Raw genomic sequence first — 20,316 nt, 5'->3', positions numbered from 1 at the left:
GTTGAAGGTTAATGGAATGGTTAGAGAAGAAACCGATGCTTGCAGTAATGAGTATTGTATTAACTGCAGGAATTGTTGCGGGTTGCGGGACAAATAATGATTTATCTGCACCACCGGAAAACGCACCAGCTCAAAATGAGGATACAGGTACAGAAGATGAAACAAACCAAGGGTCTCAAACGGATGAAGAACAGGGAGGAACAGGTCACAGTTTTACCAAGTTCGATCTTGAAGTGGAATATGATAAGGATGTGAAATACGAAGCGGAATACGAAGCAGAAGGAAACGGAGAGGCTGAAATCGAGGATGATCTAAATGAAGTTTCCCTTAAAGGGGACGAAGCATACACCGAACTTTCCCCTTTAATGGAGCAGTTAAATATCGACAGCAACTCAGACGACCAGGAAGTCATAACACAGGTAATGGAAGTGTTCGGGCTTCAGGATGACTATAAAGAGTTCGAATTGGAAGTCACTTTTGAAGATGGTACAAAAAAGAAATACGAGGATAAACGATAAAACATACAAACACTTGAAGAAGGGATTATCCCGATTCAAGTGTTTTTTATATGTGAAAATAAGTTAAACAGGTTAGAAATTTCGAGTGGCGAATCAATTCGTTCCATGATATAGTTGTTCTTACAACAACACAAGTGAACGGAGAAAAGAATATGTGGAAAAACCGTAATGTATGGATAATTTTAATAGGTGAGTTTATAGCAGGGTTAGGGCTGTGGACGGGTATTATAGGCAACTTGGAGTTTATGCAGGCTTTGGTCCCTTCTGACTTTGCCAAGTCACTCATCCTGTTTGCAGGGCTTCTGGCTGGAGTTATCGTAGGGCCAATTGCCGGAAGGGTAATAGATGCTTCAAGTAAAAAAAGAGTTATGTTGATTTCAGGTTTTGGACGGATGGTCAGTGTTGTGTTTATGTTCATGGCGATAGAGTTCCAATCTATTATCTTCATGATCGTATTCATGATTGCCATCCAGATATCTGCTGCCTTTTATTTCCCTGCATTACAGTCTTCTATCCCTATGATTGTAAAAGATAAGGACCTATTGGAAATGAACGGTGTCCACATGAACGTCTCCACGGTTTCCAGAATTGCCGGAACAGCGCTAGCAGGAGCAATGCTTGTGGTAATGAGCTTGACATCTTTATATATGGCTTCCATGGTCGCTTATGGAATTCTGTTTGCATTAACTTTTCTACTGAACTTTGAAGATTCTTCTAGCATGGAGAAGGTGGAAGGGAAGGGAAAGAAGGCAGGGAGCTTCAAAGAAGTGTTACCAGTATTAAGAGAAACACCAATTGCTCTAACTGTTTTGATACTCACCTTTATTCCGTTTCTATTTATCGGTGGATTCAACTTGATGGTCATCAACATCAGTGAAATTCAGGATGATCAAACAATCAAAAGTCTTATCTATACCATTGAAGGAATCTGTTTTATGATAGGTGCATTTGCAGTGAAACGCATTTCTAATGACAGGAACATGATTCCTTTGATGTTCGGCTTTGTAACACTTATCGCAATATCCCATTTAAGTCTCTATTTTGCGGATATTAAATCGGTGACCTTGTTTTCATTTGGACTTTTCGGCTTGGCAGTCGGCGGCTTCTTTCCAATTGCTGCGACCATTTTCCAAACGAAAATTCCAAAAGAATATCATGGCAGATTCTTTTCATTCCGTAATATGCTTGACCGTGTTCTCTTCCAAGTCGTCCTGCTTGGTACAGGCTTGTTCCTGGATACGATAGGTCTGCAGATGATGGCGATCATTTTCGGACTTCTTTCCTTGACCTTAATATTGTTCTATGGATTAAGATTACTGCGTCGACAGCCTGTTGCTGTAGCCGAACAAAAAACACCCTAACCGGTGTTTTAGTATGTAGAAAAAGCAATATCGCAGAGGAAGGCGCGCAGACTCCTGCGGGAGGAAGGGACAGGGGACCCCCCACAAGGCGAAGCCTGAGGAGGCTCCCGGACCGCCCGCGGAAAGCGAAGCGCCTGGAACGGAGAGCAACTGTTAAATGTAACAAACCAGAATGTATGAGGTTTTGTCTACAGTCTTAAACACCCTAACCGGTGTTTTTTCTTTTTAATAAAGGGAATGACCAATAAAGAGTGAATATATTAAAAGAGTAATACCTGACATTTTGCTAGGAGGGAAAAGAATGGAACAATATTCAATGTACATAAACGGTGAATGGGTAAACACCGATGAAGTGATTGAGGTGACCAATCCTGCAACAGGTGAAGTGATCGGTACGGTACCAAGCATCTCTGAAAATCAGCTGGAAGAAGTGGTTCAATACGCACATGAAGCCTTTCATACTTGGAGAAATTATACCGCGTATGAGCGAGCAGATCTTCTGAACAAATGGTTTCTGTTGTTGGAGGAAAATAAAAAGCTGATTGCCGAAACATTGACAAAAGAACAGGGGAAACCATTCCGGGAAGCACTTGGAGAAGTGGGTTATGCCAATAGCTTTGTAGAATGGTATAAGGAAGAAGGAAAAAGAGTCTACGGGGAAACCATTCCTTCTTCTTCAAAAGATAAGCGTGTGTTAATCCAAAAACAGCCGGTCGGAGTAGTGGCGGCTATCACTCCTTGGAATTTCCCGGCTGCCATGATCACCAGGAAAGTGGCTCCTGCCCTTGCTGCAGGGTGTACGGTTATTGTAAAGCCTGCAGGGCAAACTCCACTCACTGCACTGTTGTTAGCGAAATTTGCAGATGAAGCAGGGATACCAAAAGGCGTTCTTCAAGTGGTAACAGGAAAGTCCAGTGTGATCGGCGAGTCCTTGATGAAACATCAGGATGTGAAGAAGCTGACTTTCACGGGCTCCACGGAAATTGGGAAGATACTGATGGAGCAAGCGGCACATACCGTCAAAAAGCTCTCATTGGAACTTGGCGGGCATGCACCATTCATCGTATTTGAGGATGCTGACCTTGTAAAGGCGGCAAAAGGTCTTGTCCAATCCAAATTTAGAAATGCAGGACAAACGTGTATTTGTGCGAATAGAATTTATGTTCAAGAGAGTGTCGCGGAAAAATTCACTTCATTGTTTGTTGATGAGGTATCGAAATTGAAAGTAGGCAACGGTATGGAACGAGGCATTGACATTGGACCACTGATTGATGAGGATGCCCTTGATAAAGTGAAGGAGCATCTTAGTGATGCCAAAGGGAAGGGCGCATCTGTTGCGTATGGTGGAGAGGTGAAAGATAGAACGTTCATGGAACCTACTGTTATCACAGGTGTTAACGATGAAATGCAATGTATGCAAGAGGAAACATTTGGGCCGCTTGCACCGATTACAACCTTTCAAAATGAAGAGGAGGTAATCAAACGTGCCAACAATTCGCCATACGGGTTGGCAGCCTACGTTTTCACGGAAAAAATGTCAAGAATTTATCGTGTAACGGAAGGACTTGATTATGGAATCATCGGTGTCAATGATGGTGGGCCGTCTATTGCCCAAGCACCATTTGGGGGACTGAAAGAGAGTGGTATCGGCCGTGAAGGTGGACACCACGGCTTGGAAGAATATCTGGAAGTGAAATATGTTTCTATTGGAATTTAAATCATGTACTGCGAACCCTTGATCATGGTATCAAGGGTTCTTTGTTTGAAAAAAAGAAAAGTGACTGGTTTCTAGCTGTGGATTGGAGCAAATGGCGAAGACTCCAGCGGGGGAGTAGCGACAATCTTGAGACCCCGCAGGCTTGCCGAGGAGGCTCAAGGTCGCCCCGCAGAAAGCGCAGCTATTTGCGGAAAGGAACAGCGACGATTAACCAATCAACAAAAATTTTTAGCTTTATAGGGACCAGGCGGTTTTTGCCCGGTTTTTCTTACTTTTAGAGTCTATACACAACTGCTTGACAACAAAACATTTCGTATTCTATCCATTATCCTATATAATAAAAGTATTCATAAATGAAACCTTTTCTTTAGAGATTCGTAAGTAAAGGTATAGATTAGGAAATTTCTCTAGAAGGTGAGGAATGAAAAAATGAAACGATTCATGTTGCAGAGCTTCATTGTAATAGTTTCCTTCAATTTAGCGGTTGTAGGTTTTTTTATAGCATTTCTATTGACGGGTAACCAACTTCAGTTGGGGGTATTGGGCGCTTTTGCTGGATTCCTTCTCAGTTATTGGGCATTGAAAAGGAAACTCCTCCCAAGCAACGATTTAGAGAAGATTGAACGGAAAGAAAAAAAGTATGTTCATGCTCAATTGCGGGAAGCAAAGGAAAAAGCAAAGAAAATCAACAATTCCAGATTCCGGGTCCGATCCATCTTTGTCTATCAGACCATCACAAAAATCTCAAAAATATCAAGCAGAATCATTAAAATGGTGGAAAAAGAACCTGTCCGCTACAGAACCGCACAGAATTTTTTCCATCAACATCTTGATTCATCAGCAATTATTACAGAGAAATATGTACATTTATTAAATCAGCCGGTACGCAGCCATGAAGTTTCACTTGCACTTCGTGAAACAGAACAAGCATTGAAACAATTGGAGCGGAACATGGAAAAAGAGATGATGTCGGTCCTATCGGGTGATATGACTCATTTGAATACGGAAATACGGCTTATGAACCAAACCAACTTTCAACAGATCGAGTCGAATAATAAAATTATAGAAAAGAAGTAGCTTATGGGGTGATTGATAATGAAAAATAATGATAAATTAAAAGAACAAGTAAAAGAAGATACTTTGAATGATCTTTTGAGCAATCCATTTTCCACTCCAAAGATGGAAAACGAGATGATGCCTCAAGAGGAAACAGAGGAGCAAGCTCAACCTAAAAAAGAAAAAGTGATGGACTCCTTATCAGACGAATTCAAGGCTCGCGCTTTGGAAATTGCAAAACAAATAGACCATAATGATCAGCATGCAATCTCCTCCTACGGGGTAACTGCCCAGAACGAGCTATCCACTTTTTCAAACTCTATCCTTTCCCACGTGCAGGCAAAAGATGCCGGACCAGTAGGGGAAGTCGTGTCAGATTTGATGCGTAAGATCAAAGAAGTAAAACCTGGGGAGCTTGAACATCAAAAGAAAGGCTTTTTTGGAAAGCTCTTCGGAAATGTCAACAACTCCGTTCAACAATTGTTTGCTAAATATCGTAAAATTGGCTTTGAGATCGATAAGATTTCCGACCAGTTGGAAAGCTTCAAGAAAATTCTTCAACGTGACAATATTATGTTGGAGTCCCTGTATGATAAAAACAAAGATTATTTCCAGGCATTAAACATATATATTGCGGCAGCTGAACATAAATTTGATGAAATTCAAACAACCACCATCCCGGAACTAGACCGAAAGGCACGGCAAACGAATGATCAGATGGATGTACAAGCAGTAAGTGATATGATGCAGTTTGCAGATCGACTCCAAAAACGGACGCATGATTTGAAAATAAGCAGGCAGATTACATTGCAAATGGCTCCTCAAATAAGAATGATTCAGCACACCAACCAAACATTGGTGGAAAGAATCCAATCATCCATTCTCACTGCCATACCACTGTGGAAAAACCAGCTTGTTATTGCTGTCTCCTTATATAATCAGCAAAAAGCAGTTGATACACAAAAGAATGTATCTGAAACAACCAACGAATTGCTTCTTCGCAATTCCGAAATGCTGAAACAGAATACCATTTCCGCTGCAAGGGAAAATGAAAGAGGACTCGTTGACATAGAAACACTGAAGAAAACGCAAGAGAATTTGATAGAAACGTTGGAAGAAACGTTGCAGATTCAACAGGAAGGCCGTGAAAAGCGCCATCAAGTAGAGCTGGAACTTGTTCAGATGGAAAACGACTTAAAGAATAAATTGCTTGAAGTCCGATCCAAAGCAAAAAGAAACTGACATACCATAATAAATCTTCACTAACGTTGCCTTTTAAAAAAATATGAAAAAACCAAACAAAAAAACAAGAGGGATTTTGCGATTCCCTCTTGTTTTCAATTTCTTGTTTTTCCTTAATGTTATCTCGAAGTCGGGAAAATGCGTTGTACGACTTCCGTAAATTCATCAAAAATACCAGCAATTGGACGACCGTCACGGATATCATTAGAATAACCTTCCATGCGGTCCACAAATTCAGGGTTGACTGACACATATACATTACGGATATTAGGATCTGATTGTCGAACCTGATTGGCAATTTTGTCTTCTAGTTCTTTAGTTAATTCTTTGTTTTTTTGCCCTTCCAATACCGCTGCAACATATGCGTTACGATTGGTAACGAGAACGTTACTGCTCTTAACTTCATTCAAGTCCGTAATTCTCTTGGATGCTTCGTCTGCAACAGCTAAGCGAGGCTCGTTAGTTTCATTCACACGTCTTGGATTAACTCCATCATTTCTTACATTTTCTGTATAACGCCCCATGTTATCATAATTTACATTAAGCGCATCATCAGGATTGTCTCGTCGTGCGGTTCCATAATCATCAACATTACCACAACCTGTAACAAGTATTGATAGTGCAAGACCCGTGACGGCTAAACCTTTCAACTTCATAACTTAAGCACCTCTTTCTTTGCGTTTAACGTTATGTTTTGACAAGAAGAGAAAAATTATACGGCTTTTTGTTTATAATAAGGTAAGATAATTAATGGAACCGAACAATAAAATAGGTTTCGCCGGTTGGAGGAAGGTCGATTATGGTAAGATACGAAAAAAGTACATATTTGGAATTTTATGATCTCGACAAGTGGGATTCCATCCAGGCCAGTAATCGAATCTGCCACAACGATCTGGATATTTTTGTTCAATCCTTTATTCCGAAAGAAAGAAAAGGCCTTGTGACCATAGTGCATGGCTATCTTGATCATTCAGGTTCATTATCGAAACTGATTGATTGCTTATTAACTGACGGATATGGGATAATCACCTTTGATCTGCCAGGACACGGACACTCTCGTGGTGAAAGAGGCGACATCAAAAATTTTAATGATTATACGGAAGCACTCCATGCAGTACAGCTTCATTATGAACTTCAAGGTCTAAACGACACGCAAAGGTCCGTTATTGGACATAGTACAGGAGCTGCCATTGTTCTCGATTATATAAGCCGTAGGAAAAGAGCATTCTATAAAACGATTCTGGTAGCGCCTTTAGTACAACCATATTTGTGGTCTTTTTCCAGAATAGGTGTTAAAATCATTGGGAAGAAAGTGAAGCATATAAAAAGGACTTTTCGGAAAAACTCTTCGGATTTGGACTATCTTAAATTCGTAAAAGAAGATCCCCTTCAGTTTTCCCAATTGCCAATGAACTGGCTGCATTCTTTCCAGAAATGGTACGATAACTTTTCTAACCTTCCGAGCAACAATGAGCAACTTTGCATCATTCAAGGAAGCAAAGATACGACAGTTGATTGGAGATACAATATCCCATTCCTGTTGAAAAAATATTCTATTTCGGAATGTATCTTATTAGATGAAGGAAATCATCAACTATTTAATGAAAGAGAAGTTCTTAGGGAAATAACTTTTTATCATATAAAAAGGTTTTTAACGAATTAAGTGGATAATGAAGGATAAATAATATTAAAAGGCTGTTTTCGTAAACTTTGTTGCTTTTTCGTATTTATAAACCAAACGTCATATTCCTTGCTATCGTGCTCTTTTCTTGGTTATACAGGATACTCTGCATGCCTATTTAAAAGTCGATAAGCGGTGAAAAATCCAAAGGTCGATTTTTCTTGATAAAAAGTCCAATTGCCGACTTTTTACTGGTGAATAGCAACAATCTTTAAGAAAAGAGCCTATTAAAAACTGATCAAAAGGTGGAGTATAAAAATGGAAGAAACAAAAACAGTCAATGTTCAAGTCGGGGACATGATTCAGATCAATAAAGGATCTAAAAAAGGAAGCAAAGGGACAGTGATTGTCGTCCGAGATAGCTCTGTAATAGTGGAGCTAGGGAAAAATCCGAATACAGGAGAACCGATTCGTACGGTTATTAACCATAAAAATTATAAAGAAATCTAAGAAAAAAAGAGGTGCCGGAATCAAATCCAGCACCTCTTTCTCTTTTTAATTATTGAGCAAATACGTGATTACCTATAGTTTTTGTTACTTTTCTAGTACGGATCCATTCGTCACTTGTTTTACCCGGATTAAAGAAGTATAGAGAATTGCTACCGTCTCCGCGAAAAGCGATAGCTTCTTCTACAGCTTTAATCGCTTCTTCGTCGGCAGCTTTGTCTATCTGACCATTTCCCACAGGTGAAAATTGATAAATTCCGCCAGCAGATGTTTCATAGACGACATCTTTAATGGAGTCAGGGAAGATATCGCTATCTACACGGTTTAAAACAACAGTTGCCACTGCTACTTTTCCTTCATAAGGTTCACCTTTTGACTCGGCATGAACTAGTCGTGCCAATATTTCTTTGTCCTCTTTAGAAACCTTTTCTGGTAACTGTAATGCTTCACCAGGAAAAATCAAATGGTTGTTTTTATTGTTCAGTTCCTGCATATCTTTAACGGATACCCCGTACGTTTTACCTATATTCCACAGCGAATCGCCTGATTGTACTTTATGTGATCCTGCTGCCTGCGCATCAAATCCTGTTCCTACAAATAATGCTACAGCTGCAGTTGAGATTGCAATAAGTTTTTTCATTATAAGAATTCCTCCTTGTGTTGTGTGTTAATCATCAACTTTCGGACACTCTACGAACCATAGTAACAAGAATATGTGCTTAGTTCACTATATAAATGTTGGGATGGGAAGATATATATTGTAGATTTTACCTAGTTTTCACAATTTTAAGGATGAAAATGGGATATTAATGGGAATATAAGTTCATAACACCAAGAATAGCCTTTGTTAGAAGAATTGGAGGAGTGTCCAATGACTTATTCGGCCAAATATCCAACAGCTGTACACAGTTTTATTCTGTCGTTGATGTTAGTTCAAGGGATCTATCAGTTTCTACATGGTAATTACGGAAGAGGTTTTGTACAAATTACAATTGGATTATTAATTGTCTTTTCCTATTTCATTCGTTATCAAGTTACGCTAAAGAAAACTGCTATCCTATATAATATATTGTTTTTGAGAAGTGTCATTTTCTCAAGGGAAATTATCACATCGGACATACGTAAAATTGTGTTTAAACGTAGTGGAAGGTCTTCTCGTTGTGCATATATATATACAAACAAGCTACTACCTATTCGACTGGTGAATTTTCGGCCAGAAGAGATGTATGAAAAGTTACTATTATTTGGTAAAAGAAACCTCATAACCATAATAATGAGTGATGATTCAATTCCTAAACACCAAGATGTAACAGAAGAAGGTTAATCATCTGACTGAGGGGTTCTTATTGTTCACGAGAGAAAGTTAAGGTAAAATAATGGGGAATGAAGCTGGAGGTGCAAAAAGAATGATTCATAATTCCTGGGATAATAAGGAAACGTCAAAACAAGTGAAGTGTGTACATACTAAAGCGAAAAAATATCTTGTAAGTAATATGCTGACTGTCGGAAAAGTTTACGAAGTGAAAAATGAAACAGAAGAGTTCATATTTGTAAAAGATAACAGCGGACATATTGGAGGATTTTATAAAACATATTTTGAGCAGGTATGAGAAGAAACAAGACGTTAATAAATACGTCTTGTTTTTTTGTATTTTTCTATAAAAATTGGATTAAACTCATAAAATGTAGGGAAAAGAATAGAGGGGTGAATATGTGATAAATAAACTACTCTTAACAAGCTTAATCCCATTTCTTTTCTTGACAAGCTGTAATCTAGGGGAACAACAAGATAGAGGAAAAGGAAATGAATCGAAAGAGACGACAACTTTACCGGAAAAAGAGGTTCAACAGCCGAGGTATAGCGTTAAGAATAAGGAAGTATTTGCAACAAACCTTAATGTTCCGTGGTCCATCACCCAAAATAGAGATGCTTTCTACATTACCGAAAGAACCGGTCACATCGTTAAGGTGCAAGATAGAGGACTAAAGAGGGAAGATGTCGATCTCAGTGAACAATTGCTTGTCTATGGGGAAGGTGGCCTGCTTGGCTTGGAATTGCACCCTGATTTTGAGACAAACGGACAGGCATTTGCATACCATACCTACGGGACGGAGCAGGAAGTTAAGAACAGGATTGTATTATTGAAATATCATGAAAATAAATGGGTAGAGGAAGATGTTCTTTTAGAAGACATTGAAGGGGCAATCTTCCATAATGGCGGACGATTGAAAATAGGTCCGGACAATAAATTGTATGCAACAGTAGGGGATGCCAATAAACCGGATAGTGCACAAAACAAGGAGGTTCTCACTGGAAGCATTCTACGTTTGAACCTTGATGGCTCAGTCCCGGAAGATAATCCTTATCCTGATTCCTATGTGTACAGCTATGGGCACCGTAACCCGCAAGGTCTGGCATGGAATATGGAATCAGGAGAGATGTATGCGTCAGAGCATGGGCCATCCGCTTATGATGAAATAAACAGAATTGAAAAAGGGAAGAACTATGGTTGGCCAGAAATTACTGGTGATAAACTGAGCGAAGGGATGGAAGCACCACTGTTCCACTCGGAAACGGATACATGGGCACCTTCTGGTATAGCTTTTGAAAAAGAAAAATTGTTTGTAGCGAGCCTCAGAGGGGAAATGGTGAGGGAATTTGAGCTGAACACTGGCCAGCAATCCATCCTTTGGAATGAAAATGGGCGAATTCGTGATATACTGCTTGATGGTAACTACCTATATATCATTTCTAATAATAAGGATGGAAGAGGGACACCTGGGCCAGATGATGATCAGTTGATAAGACTTGAATTAACAACTGACTAACAAATAAAAGATAGAGAAAACTGTAATTTGAAGAAGCTTGTAAGAAGGCAAGCTTTTTTCTTATGTTTCTGTCGTTACAATTTCTAGGGGGTCTTGGTATGAAAAATCTTATAAAAAAGAATAGATTTCTCACTCTATTTTTGGCACTTATTCTAATTGTTGCTATCACAAGTATTTATCATAGTTATAAGCCGTTACCTGATGGTGTTTCCTATGAAGGGGAAGTTCACTATGTTTCGAAAGTCGATTTTCTATACGATTTAACGTATGGAGATAAGGATTCCCTTCAAAAAGAACACGAAATATTTGATCGAATCTACAAAGTGATAGAGGAAGCAGAGGAGTTTATTGTAATAGATATGTTCCTTTTTAATGGATATAACGACGGAGAAATGAATTATCCTCCATTGAGTGACACTTTAATGGACAGCCTACTTTCCAAAAGACAGGAACATCCTGAAGTAGAAATTGTTTTCATTACTGATGAAATCAATACTACCTACGGGTCACATGAAGCGAAAGAGCTCAAAAGATTGGAAGAGAGTGGAATAAAAGTGATTGAAACAAACGTAGACGTATTGAGGGATTCCAATCCATTGTATTCCGGCTTATGGAGGGTGTTCTTTCAGTGGTTCGGACAAGGTGGCTCAGGATGGATTCAAAACCCTATGGCCAAAGATGCACCGGAAACAACGGTACGTTCCTATCTAAAGCTTATGAATATTAAAGCAAACCACCGGAAGGTTATCGCGACAGATAAAACTGCCATCATTTCTTCTGCGAACCCCCATGATGCAAGCGGTCTCCACTCTAACACAGCGTTTGAAGTGTCCGGTCCAATTATCGGGGATATCTTAAAGACAGAACAGGCGGTCCTCGATTTCTCAGGTGGAGAATCATTACCAGAGTATAACGGGAACGCTGAAGAAGGGGCCATTGCTGTTCAGCTCTTAACAGAACGTAAAATACTGGACCATGTGCTTAAAGAAATAAAAAAATCGAAGGACAAGGAAGAAATCTGGCTTGGGATGTTTTATATTGCAGAAAGAAAGATCATAGAAGAACTGATAGACGCTGCAGACCGGGGAGTGACAGTGAATTTGATACTCGACCCGAATGAACATGCGTTCGGACAACAGAAAATAGGTCTTCCAAACAGGCCGGTAGCAGCAGAACTTGAGGAAGAAGGAAACGGAAATATTGAATTGAGATGGTACAACACACAGGGCGAACAATACCATCCTAAAATGATTTACTTCAAAAGATCGGAAGAATCGACGATCATTGGAGGTTCTGCAAATTTCACAAGACGGAACTTATACGATCTCAACTTGGAAACGGATATTAAAGTTACCGCTCCAAATGACGAAGAGGTAATGCTTGATATGAACGAATACTTCTTAAGGTTATGGAGCAATGAGGATGAAATATATACTTTGCCTATGGAATCGTATAAAGATGAAATGCCATTTATCAAGAAGGCCATGTATCGTATCCAAAAAATACTAAGATTTACAACTTATTAAAAATAAATATAATCAAAACCATCTTATTCCACAAAACACCACGAGTTTGATGACTCGTGGTGTTTTTATAACTTTTCATTTATTGAACAGGGAGAACATACAGTATGACAAAAAAGAAGTGCAGAACAGTGCCACCTAGAACAAACAGATGCCATACTGCATGATGATAAGGGAAGGCGCGCCATACGTAAAAGATCGCACCAAGGCTGTAGACCACCCCTCCCATTACGAGAAAAACAATCCCGGTCGTACTGACTTTGGCTGTTATTTCTCCCCAACCAAAGACCGCTAGCCAGCCCATCAAGACATATAGTAGGGTGGATGCAAAAACATATCTTTTTACAAAGAATACTTTAAATACAGTACCCCCAATAGCCAAAGTCCATACAACCCCGAACAGTGTCCAACCCAAAACACCATCCATGACAATGAGCGTGATAGGAGTGTAGCTGCCGGCAATAAAAAAGTAGATGGAGGAATGATCTAAGATTTCAAAAACATTCTTCGCTTTTCCTTTTGGCAGGGCATGTAACAACGTCGAGGCGGTGTAGAGCATGAGCATGGTTACTCCATATACAATGAAAGTTAAAACATGAAGTGTTGTCCCATTGATGGTAGAAAAAACAATGAGCAAAACGAGTGCTGCAATACTTGTCAAGATACCAATTCCATGCGTGATGGAGTTGGCGATTTCTTCACCTTTTGAGAAGGTATGTGTCTGAGCCATCTATTATCATCTCACTTTTATCATTTAATGAACTAAATTAATTACTACCATCATATCAATTATAGATACTTTTTGCCATTAAAAAAGCATGACAGGGAAGAGGTAAACCTCTATTGTCATGCTTTTTTGGTAATAGCATTTATTAATAAGTTCTGATTAACGCCGCTGTTGATTTCTGGACCGGGCTTCGCTTTCCGAAGGGCACTTGTGGTGCCTACTCGGCAAGCCTGGAGGGCACTAAAAAACTGAAAACGAATTGTTTTTAATGGTTTCTAGCTGTGGATTGGAGCAAATAGCGTAGACTCCTGCAGGGGAGTAGCGACAATCTTGAGACCCCGCAGGGCGCAGCCCGAGGAGGCTCAAGATTGTCGCCCTGCGGAAAGCGAAGCTATTTGCGGAAATCAACAGCGGTGCTTACCCAAGAACTAAAATTTAGTACTTTTTCAGTGGCCTTCAAGCCTGCGGGGTGGGCTCCACTAACCGCTACCTCCCGCCCTTTTTATAGCAGTGAATCTTCCGTTACTTTCACTTTTCTTAACTTGATGAAACGAATTGTATGAAGGACAATCACTTTAGACACTGCATAGGTTGGTACAGCCAAAAGCAATCCGAGCAATCCGGCAAACTTACTGGCTACCAATAACAATAGAATGATGGTCAATGGATGAACATCTAATTTTTTCCCCATTACCTGTGGAGAAATAAGATTACTCTCCACCTGCTGCACAATGATAACCACCAATAATACCCATAAGGCCATAATAGGTCTGTCAAAAAAAGCTACAACCACACTCGGAATCGTTCCGATAAAAGGACCAATAAAAGGGATCACATTTGTGAACATCGCAATCAAAGCAAGGACAAGGGAATACTCCAAGCCAATAATCAAGAATCCGATATAGATTAATACACCTACAAACACACTTACAATAATCTGGCCTTGGATATAGGAGCTCAAAGCTATATCCATGTCTTTTAGTACATTTCTGCCTTCGCGTTCATGCTGACGAGGTATGAACTTAAGAACCTGTTCAGGTAATCTTTCTCCATCCTTTAACATGTAGAAGAGGACAAATGGAATGACAACAAGCAGTATAAGGAATCCGGTTATGGCGCTGATGACATTCACCACATTGGATCCCAAGGAAGTGAGATAGGCATTTAAATTATCAGCAATTTTTCCAGAAATTTCTTCCAGAGAGAATCTCTCATCCTGCTGGAACCTTGCAATATACTCATTTTCCTGAAGCTCAACAGTGAATTCTCGAATTTCATTGATGATTTTTGGAGTGTTTTCTACTAGACTGTTCACCTGTTGTTGTAAAGTAGGTCCGATAAGAAACAGAAGTAAAGTAATTAATCCTATAAATATGAGATAGATACTTAAAATCGCTAAGGCTCTAGGTATATAACGAGTAGCCAAGTTGACCAAAGGTCTCAGTAAATAATAGAGAACACCTGCGAGAATAATTGGTGCAAATAATGTACTTATCATCACCGTAATAGGGGTGAAAATAAAGTCCACCAATGAAGCCAAGAAAACAATTAATAATACGACAATAATGCCATAACCAATCCTGAACCACTTCGTTTGTGGCATGTCCGACACCTCATTCTGTTGAAAATATAAATATTAAATTTACTATACAGGTATTGCTAAAAAAGTAATGCATATTAAGAGAATACTTCATTCATACGAAGAGAATGGGGGAAAGGTTTCATAATTTGAAAAAAGCCCTTTATAAAAAGGGCCTTTAACAATAATTAAGAATTTAGCTCCGCTAATTGCTGTTGTACATTTGCATCTTCCAAATATTCATCATAACTCATCTGCTTATCAACCATACCCTTAGGCGTGATTTCAATAATTCTGTTAGCAATTGTATCAATAAACTGATGGTCATGGGAAGTGAAGATCATAGAGCCCTTGAAGCTGATTAATCCATTGTTCAGTGCAGTAATGGATTCCAAGTCCAAGTGGTTCGTAGGATCATCCAATAATAGAACATTTGATCCGCTCAACATCATTTTAGAAAGCATACAACGAACTTTTTCTCCTCCGGAAAGAACACTTGCCTTTTTCATTACCTCTTCACCTGAGAACAGCATTCTTCCAAGGAAGCCGCGAAGGAAGCTTTCGGTCTGGTCATTAGGGGAATACTGGCGTAACCAGTCCACAAGGTTCATGTCCACACCTTCGAAATAGGTGGAGTTATCTCTTGGGAAGTATGCTTGGGTGGTTGTGATACCCCATTTAAATGATCCACTATCCGGTTCCATTTCACCAGAAATTATTTTTAAAAGAGTGGTATTAGCGATTTCATTTCCTCCAACAAGGGCAATTTTATCATCTTTGTTCATGATAAAACTGACATTGTTCAGTACTTGAACCCCATCGATCGTTTTAGATAATCCTTCTACACGTAAAAGATCATTGCCAATTTCCCGTTCAGGGGTAAAGTTTACATACGGATAACGACGGGAAGAAGGTCTGATATCGTCTAGTGATATTTTATCTAAAAGCTTCTTCCGGGACGTTGCCTGTTTGGATTTGGATGCGTTCGCACTAAAGCGGGCAATAAAGGCTTGAAGCTCTTTAATTTTCTCTTCCTTTTTACGGTTCACATCAGATGCCAATCTTGACGCAAGCTGACTGGACTCATACCAGAAATCATAGTTACCAACATAGATTTGGATTTTTCCATAATCCAAATCAGCAATATGAGTACAAACTTTGTTTAAGAAATGACGGTCATGGGAGACAACAATGACTGTATTCTCAAAGTTGATAAGGAACTCTTCCAACCATTGAATTGCTTTTATGTCCAAGTGGTTGGTAGGCTCATCCAGTAAAAGGACGTCAGGCTTCCCAAAGAGAGCTTGTGCCAATAGTACTTTTACCTTTTCGCCACCAGTGATATCAGCCATTTTCTTTGTATGAAGATCTTCGGAAATTCCTAGACCTTTTAAGAGGATTGCTGCTTCTGATTCTGCTTCCCAACCATTTAATTCAGCAAATTCACCTTCAAGTTCTGCAGCTCGCATGCCATCTTCATCTGAAAAGTCTTCCTTCATATAAATAGCATCTTTCTCCTGCATCACTTCATAAAGGCGACTATGACCCATGATTACCACTTTAAGAACTTCGTGCTCCTCATATTCAAAGTGGTTCTGTTTCAGAATAGCCATACGTTCACCCTTATTCATATGGACATCGCCGGTTTGTGCTTCTACTTCCCCAGATAAAATCTTTAAGAACGTTGATTTTCCGGCACCGTTTGCACCAATCAACCCGTAACAGTTTCCAGGGGTGAATTTTATGTTAACATCTTCAAATAATTTTCGATCGCCATAGCGTAAACCTATATTAGTAACTGTAAGCATGTAATTAGTTTCCTCCAAAATTAATGTCGTTGAAATTATACCATTAAATGCGTAAGTTGCAAAAGATTCATTTACTAGGAAAGTATATTATTTGCAAAAAAAATGACCAAGGCCCTTATTGGCTGGTCATTTTCAGACGGAATTTCTATTTTTTGATTATTGGAATTTGCTAATAGACATAAATATAAGCAACCATTGGGGGACTGTGGTGTCCTTTGTGTTGTGAATGGGTGGAACAGATTAATTTATATACACCGGGTTGATCAAAGCGGGCATTAATTAATGTTTCCTCCCCTTTTTTAATGACCCCGCTAACATCTGTTCCTTCAATTGAATAAGGATGTTCACTTCCGTTGACGCCAAAAATACTCAGAGTAACATCTTTCCCTCTAGGTACAGTGATGGTTCCAGGGTCAAAGCGATAGGCTTCAAGTTCTGTACCGTCTTCCAATTCAGTTTTGAATTCTGATGTAATCATATGAAATAACAGTTTCTCGCCTTCTTGTGGCTTACCAATAGTAGGCACTACGCCTTTGTTAACAACAAACCACCCGCCAAACCCCACTAAAATACACAGCGCCACCAATAAGAGGAAGCTCTTTTTTATTACAAAAAATCTCATGTAATCTCCACCCTTCATATTGCTTGTCTCATTATTAAATGTATGCAACCAAAAGGGGAGGGTTGTCTAAATTTTTTTAAATACGTCATTATCTTAATATCGAATCTTGTTACAGGATATACTAAGAAAAATTCAACTTGGGAGAGGATAGATTTAATGGATAAGCAATTGACTTCGTCGGAAGTAGGAAACATGTGGATGACGTATCAACAAAAAACGATGCTGGCGAGAATTTTGGAGTATTTTCTTGCTAACAAACAGAACGAAGAAATACACTCTTTGATACAAACTTTATACAATCAAGAAATTAAATTTATCAATGAAATTACTGAACTTTTTCAGCAAGAAAAATTTGTGGTGCCAGTGGGGTATGTTGAAAGCGATGTAAGTCCTTCCACCAAACCATTGTACGACCAGTATTTTGATGCACTTTTCCTACGTGTCATGATGAAGCTGACTATCGGGCTTAACGCTCTTCATGTCAGCATGTCATACCGGGAAGATATTACTCAACTCTTTAAGAGGTTTTTCGATGTATCCCAAAATACATACAATGAAACAACGCAATTCCTGTTAAAGGAAGGGGTTCTAACCCGTCCTCCCATGATTCCTATGCCGGAAAAGGTGGAGTTTATTAAAGGGAAAGGCTACATGTCAGGGTTTAATCTGTTCAGTGAGAAAAGGCCTTTGAATGCTATAGAACTTTCTTTACTGTATCAAGGGATTGAAACTAATGTTTTAGGTTTCCAACTATTGAGAGGGTTTGAACAGGTAAGCGAGGATAAAGAGGTAAAGGCATATTTCAAAAAGGGGAAAAGCCTGGCAAAAAGCGTAATAGAAACATTTAGTGATACATTGCTTAAAAGTGACATCCAACCTCCCGTTGTAGCTTGGGGGAATCCTACTTTGTCAACCGATTCCCCATTTTCCGAAAAGTTAATGATGTACCTGACCAGCCTGCTCAGTAGCTTTGGATTGACAAGTAACGCACTTGGTACATCTTTCAGTCTTCGTTCGGATTTACCTGCCAAGATGACTTTAATTGCAAAGGACATATTTGATTATGCCAAAGAGGGTGGAAAGTTGATGATAAAAAATGGCTGGATGGAAGAACCCCCTCAGACAATAAAAAACACGAAGAATTAATAAAAAGGCGTCCGCATATAGGACGCCTTTCATCATTTAGGGAAAACCTTTGAGCGGGTTAAAAAACGAAGACCTTCCGGACCTTCTAGTGAAAACATTCCACCTCGACCAGGTACCACATCTATAATGAGCTGGGTATGCTTCCAATACTCATACTGCTTTTTATTCATATAGAAGGGAGCGTTGCCTATTTCACCGAGAAGTACATCGGAATCTCCAATCAAAAAATCATCTTTTGGATAGCACATAGGGGAGCTGCCATCACAGCAACCCCCTGATTGATGGAATAGTACAGGTCCATGTTTTCCTACCAGCTTTTCGATCAATTCCAGAGCAGAATCCGTAGCCAGTACTTTTTTCATTTTAAAAGAATCCTAATTTCTTCGGACTGTAGCTTACCAAAAGGTTCTTAGTTTGCTGGTAGTGGGAAAGCATCATTTTATGATTCTCCCTCCCAATTCCACTCATTTTATATCCACCAAATGCCGCATTGGCAGGGTATGCATGGTAGCAGTTGGTCCATACGCGTCCTGCTTCAATTTGACGACCGAAACGATAGGCAGTGTTAACATCCCGTGTCCAGACTCCAGCACCAAGTCCGTAAAGTGTGTTATTAGCAATTTCCAGTGCTTCTTCAGGCGTTTTAAATGTAGTGACGGAAACAACAGGACCAAAGATCTCCTCTTGAAAAATTCGCATTTTATTGTTTCCTTTGAAAACGGTAGGCTTAACATAATAGCCGTTAGCAAGATCGCCTTCGAGCATGTTACGTTCTCCACCAGCAAGGAGCTCAGCACCCTCTTCTTTACCAATTTCAAGGTAGGATAGGATTTTTTCCAATTGTTCCGAAGAGGCCTGTGCTCCTATCATTGTTTCGGTATCAAGTGGATTACCCTGTTTGATCTGTGAGACCCGTTCCAGCGCACGTTCCATGAATTTGTCATAGATTGATTCATGAATGAGGGCACGGGAAGGGCATGTACACACTTCTCCCTGATTTAATGCAAACATGACAAACCCTTCCACAGCTTTATCAAAGAAATCATCATCTTGGGCCATGACGTCCTCGAAGAAGATGTTCGGTGATTTTCCACCAAGCTCCAATGTTACAGGAATGATGTTCTGGGAAGCATATTGCATGATTAGGCGACCCGTTGTCGTTTCACCGGTAAACGCAATTTTTGCAATTCTATCACTGGAAGCGAGCGGCTTTCCTGCTTCCACACCAAATCCATTGACGATATTCAACACACCAGGAGGCAATAGGTCCGCTATCAATTCTGCCAATACCATGATGGAAGCAGGTGTCTGCTCTGCAGGTTTCAATACGACACAGTTACCCGCTGCCAGTGCAGGTGCAAGCTTCCAAGTTGCCATAAGCAATGGGAAGTTCCATGGGATAATCTGACCAACTACACCTAGTGGTTCATGGAAATGGTAAGCAATCGTATCATTATCAATCTCTCCTAAAGAACCTTCCTGAGCCCTGACACAACCTGCAAAGTATCTGAAATGATCAACGGCAAGGGGAAGATCTTCAGCCATGGTTTCGCGAACCGGCTTTCCGTTTTCCCACGTTTCCGCTACAGCCAGCATCTCCAAATTTGCTTCCATTCGATCTGCTATTCTATTTAAAATATTGGCTCTTTCTGCCACAGAAGTCTGGCCCCATGCTGTTTTGGCGTTATGTGCAGCATCTAATGCAAGTTCAATATCCTCTGAGGTGGACCTTGCAACTTCACAAAAAATTTGTCCAGTTACAGGAGTGACATTTTCAAAATACTCACCTTTTACTGGACCGACCCATTCCCCGCCTATAAAGTTGTCGTAACGACTTTTAAAAGAGACTTTTGAATCTTTCTCACCCGGATTAGCATAAATCATGAAAATTCCTCCTCAAATAGATTAATAGATAGTTAACCAAATATGTAAGCGCATCCAAAATGCCACAAAAAAGAAAGAGGTTAGACAACCTATTGTAAAGTAAATTTTAAACATTCAGATAATAAATTGCAAGAAAAAAGCATGAGGGGACGCTAAAATAAATACTCGTAAAGGAA

Annotated in this window: 20 protein-coding genes; 12 read left to right on the top strand and 8 right to left on the bottom strand. The window is 39.7% G+C overall.

Features of this window, described 5'->3' with window-relative positions:
- Positions 1-11 precede the first annotated feature (11 nt).
- The 5 genes from AB685_RS01405 (at position 12) to AB685_RS01385 (ending at position 5,894) form a co-directional block, all read left to right on the top strand.
- The gene (locus tag AB685_RS01405) at positions 12-518 is read left to right on the top strand and encodes a YusW family protein (RefSeq protein ID WP_053073689.1); all 507 of its coding nucleotides are present in this window, start codon (positions 12-14) and stop codon (positions 516-518) included.
- A 152-nt stretch (positions 519-670) separates the two neighbouring features.
- On the top strand, positions 671-1,879 hold the full coding sequence (locus AB685_RS01400; RefSeq protein ID WP_047968769.1) for an MFS transporter: 1,209 nt from the start codon (positions 671-673) through the stop codon (positions 1,877-1,879).
- A 316-nt stretch (positions 1,880-2,195) separates the two neighbouring features.
- Entirely contained in the window at positions 2,196-3,596 is a 1,401-nt protein-coding gene (locus AB685_RS01395) for an NAD-dependent succinate-semialdehyde dehydrogenase (protein WP_277814271.1), read from the top strand.
- A 429-nt stretch (positions 3,597-4,025) separates the two neighbouring features.
- Complete coding sequence (locus tag AB685_RS01390; protein ID WP_047968767.1) at positions 4,026-4,673, top strand: 5-bromo-4-chloroindolyl phosphate hydrolysis family protein; 648 nt, start codon at positions 4,026-4,028, stop codon at positions 4,671-4,673.
- 18 nt (positions 4,674-4,691) lie between these two features.
- Positions 4,692-5,894: a toxic anion resistance protein gene (locus tag AB685_RS01385; RefSeq protein WP_047968766.1), complete on the top strand. Its 1,203-nt coding sequence runs from the start codon at positions 4,692-4,694 to the stop codon at positions 5,892-5,894.
- A 119-nt stretch (positions 5,895-6,013) separates the two neighbouring features.
- On the opposite strand, the gene AB685_RS01380 is transcribed toward AB685_RS01385, so the two are convergent.
- The gene (locus AB685_RS01380; RefSeq protein WP_047968765.1) at positions 6,014-6,550 is read right to left on the bottom strand and encodes a YhcN/YlaJ family sporulation lipoprotein; all 537 of its coding nucleotides are present in this window, start codon (positions 6,548-6,550) and stop codon (positions 6,014-6,016) included.
- Between the two features lie 143 nt (positions 6,551-6,693).
- Here AB685_RS01380 and AB685_RS01375 point away from each other — a divergent pair, with 143 nt between their 5' ends.
- Positions 6,694-7,557 carry an alpha/beta hydrolase gene (locus AB685_RS01375; protein WP_047968764.1) on the top strand — a complete coding sequence of 288 codons (864 nt, stop codon included), beginning with the start codon at positions 6,694-6,696 and terminating at the stop codon, positions 7,555-7,557.
- Positions 7,558-7,833: 276 nt separating this feature from the next.
- A complete protein-coding gene (locus AB685_RS01370; protein ID WP_047968763.1) occupies positions 7,834-8,025 on the top strand; it encodes a DUF2187 family protein in 192 nt (63 codons plus the stop codon).
- 49 nt (positions 8,026-8,074) lie between these two features.
- On the opposite strand, the gene AB685_RS01365 is transcribed toward AB685_RS01370, so the two are convergent.
- Positions 8,075-8,662, bottom strand: a complete 588-nt coding sequence (locus AB685_RS01365; protein WP_047968762.1) for a cell wall hydrolase — start codon at positions 8,660-8,662, stop codon at positions 8,075-8,077.
- Positions 8,663-8,893: 231 nt separating this feature from the next.
- Between AB685_RS01365 and AB685_RS01360 the strand changes: the two genes are divergently transcribed.
- From AB685_RS01360 to AB685_RS01345, 4 genes are all read left to right on the top strand, one after another.
- Positions 8,894-9,346: a hypothetical protein gene (locus AB685_RS01360; RefSeq protein ID WP_047968761.1), complete on the top strand. Its 453-nt coding sequence runs from the start codon at positions 8,894-8,896 to the stop codon at positions 9,344-9,346.
- Between the two features lie 82 nt (positions 9,347-9,428).
- Positions 9,429-9,632, top strand: coding sequence for a DUF6501 family protein (locus AB685_RS01355; RefSeq protein WP_047968760.1), 204 nt, complete (start codon positions 9,429-9,431; stop codon positions 9,630-9,632).
- 103 nt (positions 9,633-9,735) lie between these two features.
- A complete protein-coding gene (locus AB685_RS01350) occupies positions 9,736-10,851 on the top strand; it encodes a PQQ-dependent sugar dehydrogenase (RefSeq protein ID WP_047968759.1) in 1,116 nt (371 codons plus the stop codon).
- 98 nt (positions 10,852-10,949) lie between these two features.
- Positions 10,950-12,377 (top strand): phospholipase D family protein, encoded by a 1,428-nt coding sequence (locus AB685_RS01345; RefSeq protein WP_047968758.1) that lies wholly within the window; start codon positions 10,950-10,952, stop codon positions 12,375-12,377.
- Between the two features lie 79 nt (positions 12,378-12,456).
- Here the strand turns inward: AB685_RS01345 and AB685_RS01340 are convergent, their stop codons facing one another.
- The 4 genes from AB685_RS01340 to AB685_RS01325 all read right to left on the bottom strand — a co-directional run bounded on the left by AB685_RS01340 (position 12,457) and on the right by AB685_RS01325 (position 17,110).
- Positions 12,457-13,104, bottom strand: a complete 648-nt coding sequence (locus AB685_RS01340; protein WP_047968757.1) for a hemolysin III family protein — start codon at positions 13,102-13,104, stop codon at positions 12,457-12,459.
- A gap of 499 nt (positions 13,105-13,603) precedes the next feature.
- Positions 13,604-14,704 (bottom strand): AI-2E family transporter, encoded by a 1,101-nt coding sequence (locus AB685_RS01335; protein ID WP_047968756.1) that lies wholly within the window; start codon positions 14,702-14,704, stop codon positions 13,604-13,606.
- A 164-nt stretch (positions 14,705-14,868) separates the two neighbouring features.
- On the bottom strand, positions 14,869-16,488 hold the full coding sequence (locus tag AB685_RS01330; RefSeq protein WP_047968755.1) for an ATP-binding cassette domain-containing protein: 1,620 nt from the start codon (positions 16,486-16,488) through the stop codon (positions 14,869-14,871).
- Positions 16,489-16,657: 169 nt separating this feature from the next.
- Positions 16,658-17,110 (bottom strand): cupredoxin domain-containing protein, encoded by a 453-nt coding sequence (locus AB685_RS01325; RefSeq protein WP_047968754.1) that lies wholly within the window; start codon positions 17,108-17,110, stop codon positions 16,658-16,660.
- 156 nt (positions 17,111-17,266) lie between these two features.
- Between AB685_RS01325 and AB685_RS01320 the strand changes: the two genes are divergently transcribed.
- The gene (locus AB685_RS01320) at positions 17,267-18,256 is read left to right on the top strand and encodes a DUF3231 family protein (protein ID WP_047968753.1); all 990 of its coding nucleotides are present in this window, start codon (positions 17,267-17,269) and stop codon (positions 18,254-18,256) included.
- Between the two features lie 32 nt (positions 18,257-18,288).
- On the opposite strand, the gene AB685_RS01315 is transcribed toward AB685_RS01320, so the two are convergent.
- Positions 18,289-18,618: a DUF779 domain-containing protein gene (locus AB685_RS01315; RefSeq protein WP_047968752.1), complete on the bottom strand. Its 330-nt coding sequence runs from the start codon at positions 18,616-18,618 to the stop codon at positions 18,289-18,291.
- Between the two features lies 1 nt (position 18,619).
- Complete coding sequence (gene adh, locus AB685_RS01310) at positions 18,620-20,140, bottom strand: aldehyde dehydrogenase (protein WP_047968751.1); 1,521 nt, start codon at positions 20,138-20,140, stop codon at positions 18,620-18,622.
- Positions 20,141-20,316 lie beyond the last annotated feature (176 nt).

It is taken from the genome of Bacillus sp. LL01, assembly GCF_001037965.1.
Note: the sequence above shows the minus strand (reverse complement) of the source record. Positions and strands in the feature narration are given on the sequence as shown.

Excerpts from the sequence above, each read along its gene's own strand:
- AB685_RS01365 (WP_047968762.1), bottom strand. The coding sequence starts at position 8,662 with ATGAAAAAACTTATTGCAATCTCAACTGCAGCTGTAGCATTATTTGTA.
- AB685_RS01385 (WP_047968766.1), top strand. The coding sequence starts at position 4,692 with ATGAAAAATAATGATAAATTAAAAGAACAAGTAAAAGAAGATACTTTG.
- AB685_RS01330 (WP_047968755.1), bottom strand. The coding sequence starts at position 16,488 with ATGCTTACAGTTACTAATATAGGTTTACGCTATGGCGATCGAAAATTA.
- AB685_RS01400 (WP_047968769.1), top strand. The coding sequence starts at position 671 with ATGTGGAAAAACCGTAATGTATGGATAATTTTAATAGGTGAGTTTATA.
- AB685_RS01320 (WP_047968753.1), top strand. The coding sequence starts at position 17,267 with ATGGATAAGCAATTGACTTCGTCGGAAGTAGGAAACATGTGGATGACG.
- AB685_RS01335 (WP_047968756.1), bottom strand. The coding sequence starts at position 14,704 with ATGCCACAAACGAAGTGGTTCAGGATTGGTTATGGCATTATTGTCGTA.
- AB685_RS01375 (WP_047968764.1), top strand. The coding sequence starts at position 6,694 with ATGGTAAGATACGAAAAAAGTACATATTTGGAATTTTATGATCTCGAC.
- AB685_RS01380 (WP_047968765.1), bottom strand. The coding sequence starts at position 6,550 with ATGAAGTTGAAAGGTTTAGCCGTCACGGGTCTTGCACTATCAATACTT.
- AB685_RS01355 (WP_047968760.1), top strand. The coding sequence starts at position 9,429 with ATGATTCATAATTCCTGGGATAATAAGGAAACGTCAAAACAAGTGAAG.
- AB685_RS01390 (WP_047968767.1), top strand. The coding sequence starts at position 4,026 with ATGAAACGATTCATGTTGCAGAGCTTCATTGTAATAGTTTCCTTCAAT.
- AB685_RS01370 (WP_047968763.1), top strand. The coding sequence starts at position 7,834 with ATGGAAGAAACAAAAACAGTCAATGTTCAAGTCGGGGACATGATTCAG.
- AB685_RS01325 (WP_047968754.1), bottom strand. The coding sequence starts at position 17,110 with ATGAGATTTTTTGTAATAAAAAAGAGCTTCCTCTTATTGGTGGCGCTG.
- adh (WP_047968751.1), bottom strand. The coding sequence starts at position 20,140 with ATGATTTATGCTAATCCGGGTGAGAAAGATTCAAAAGTCTCTTTTAAA.
- AB685_RS01360 (WP_047968761.1), top strand. The coding sequence starts at position 8,894 with ATGACTTATTCGGCCAAATATCCAACAGCTGTACACAGTTTTATTCTG.
- AB685_RS01340 (WP_047968757.1), bottom strand. The coding sequence starts at position 13,104 with ATGGCTCAGACACATACCTTCTCAAAAGGTGAAGAAATCGCCAACTCC.
- AB685_RS01405 (WP_053073689.1), top strand. The coding sequence starts at position 12 with ATGGAATGGTTAGAGAAGAAACCGATGCTTGCAGTAATGAGTATTGTA.
- AB685_RS01345 (WP_047968758.1), top strand. The coding sequence starts at position 10,950 with ATGAAAAATCTTATAAAAAAGAATAGATTTCTCACTCTATTTTTGGCA.
- AB685_RS01395 (WP_277814271.1), top strand. The coding sequence starts at position 2,196 with ATGTACATAAACGGTGAATGGGTAAACACCGATGAAGTGATTGAGGTG.
- AB685_RS01315 (WP_047968752.1), bottom strand. The coding sequence starts at position 18,618 with ATGAAAAAAGTACTGGCTACGGATTCTGCTCTGGAATTGATCGAAAAG.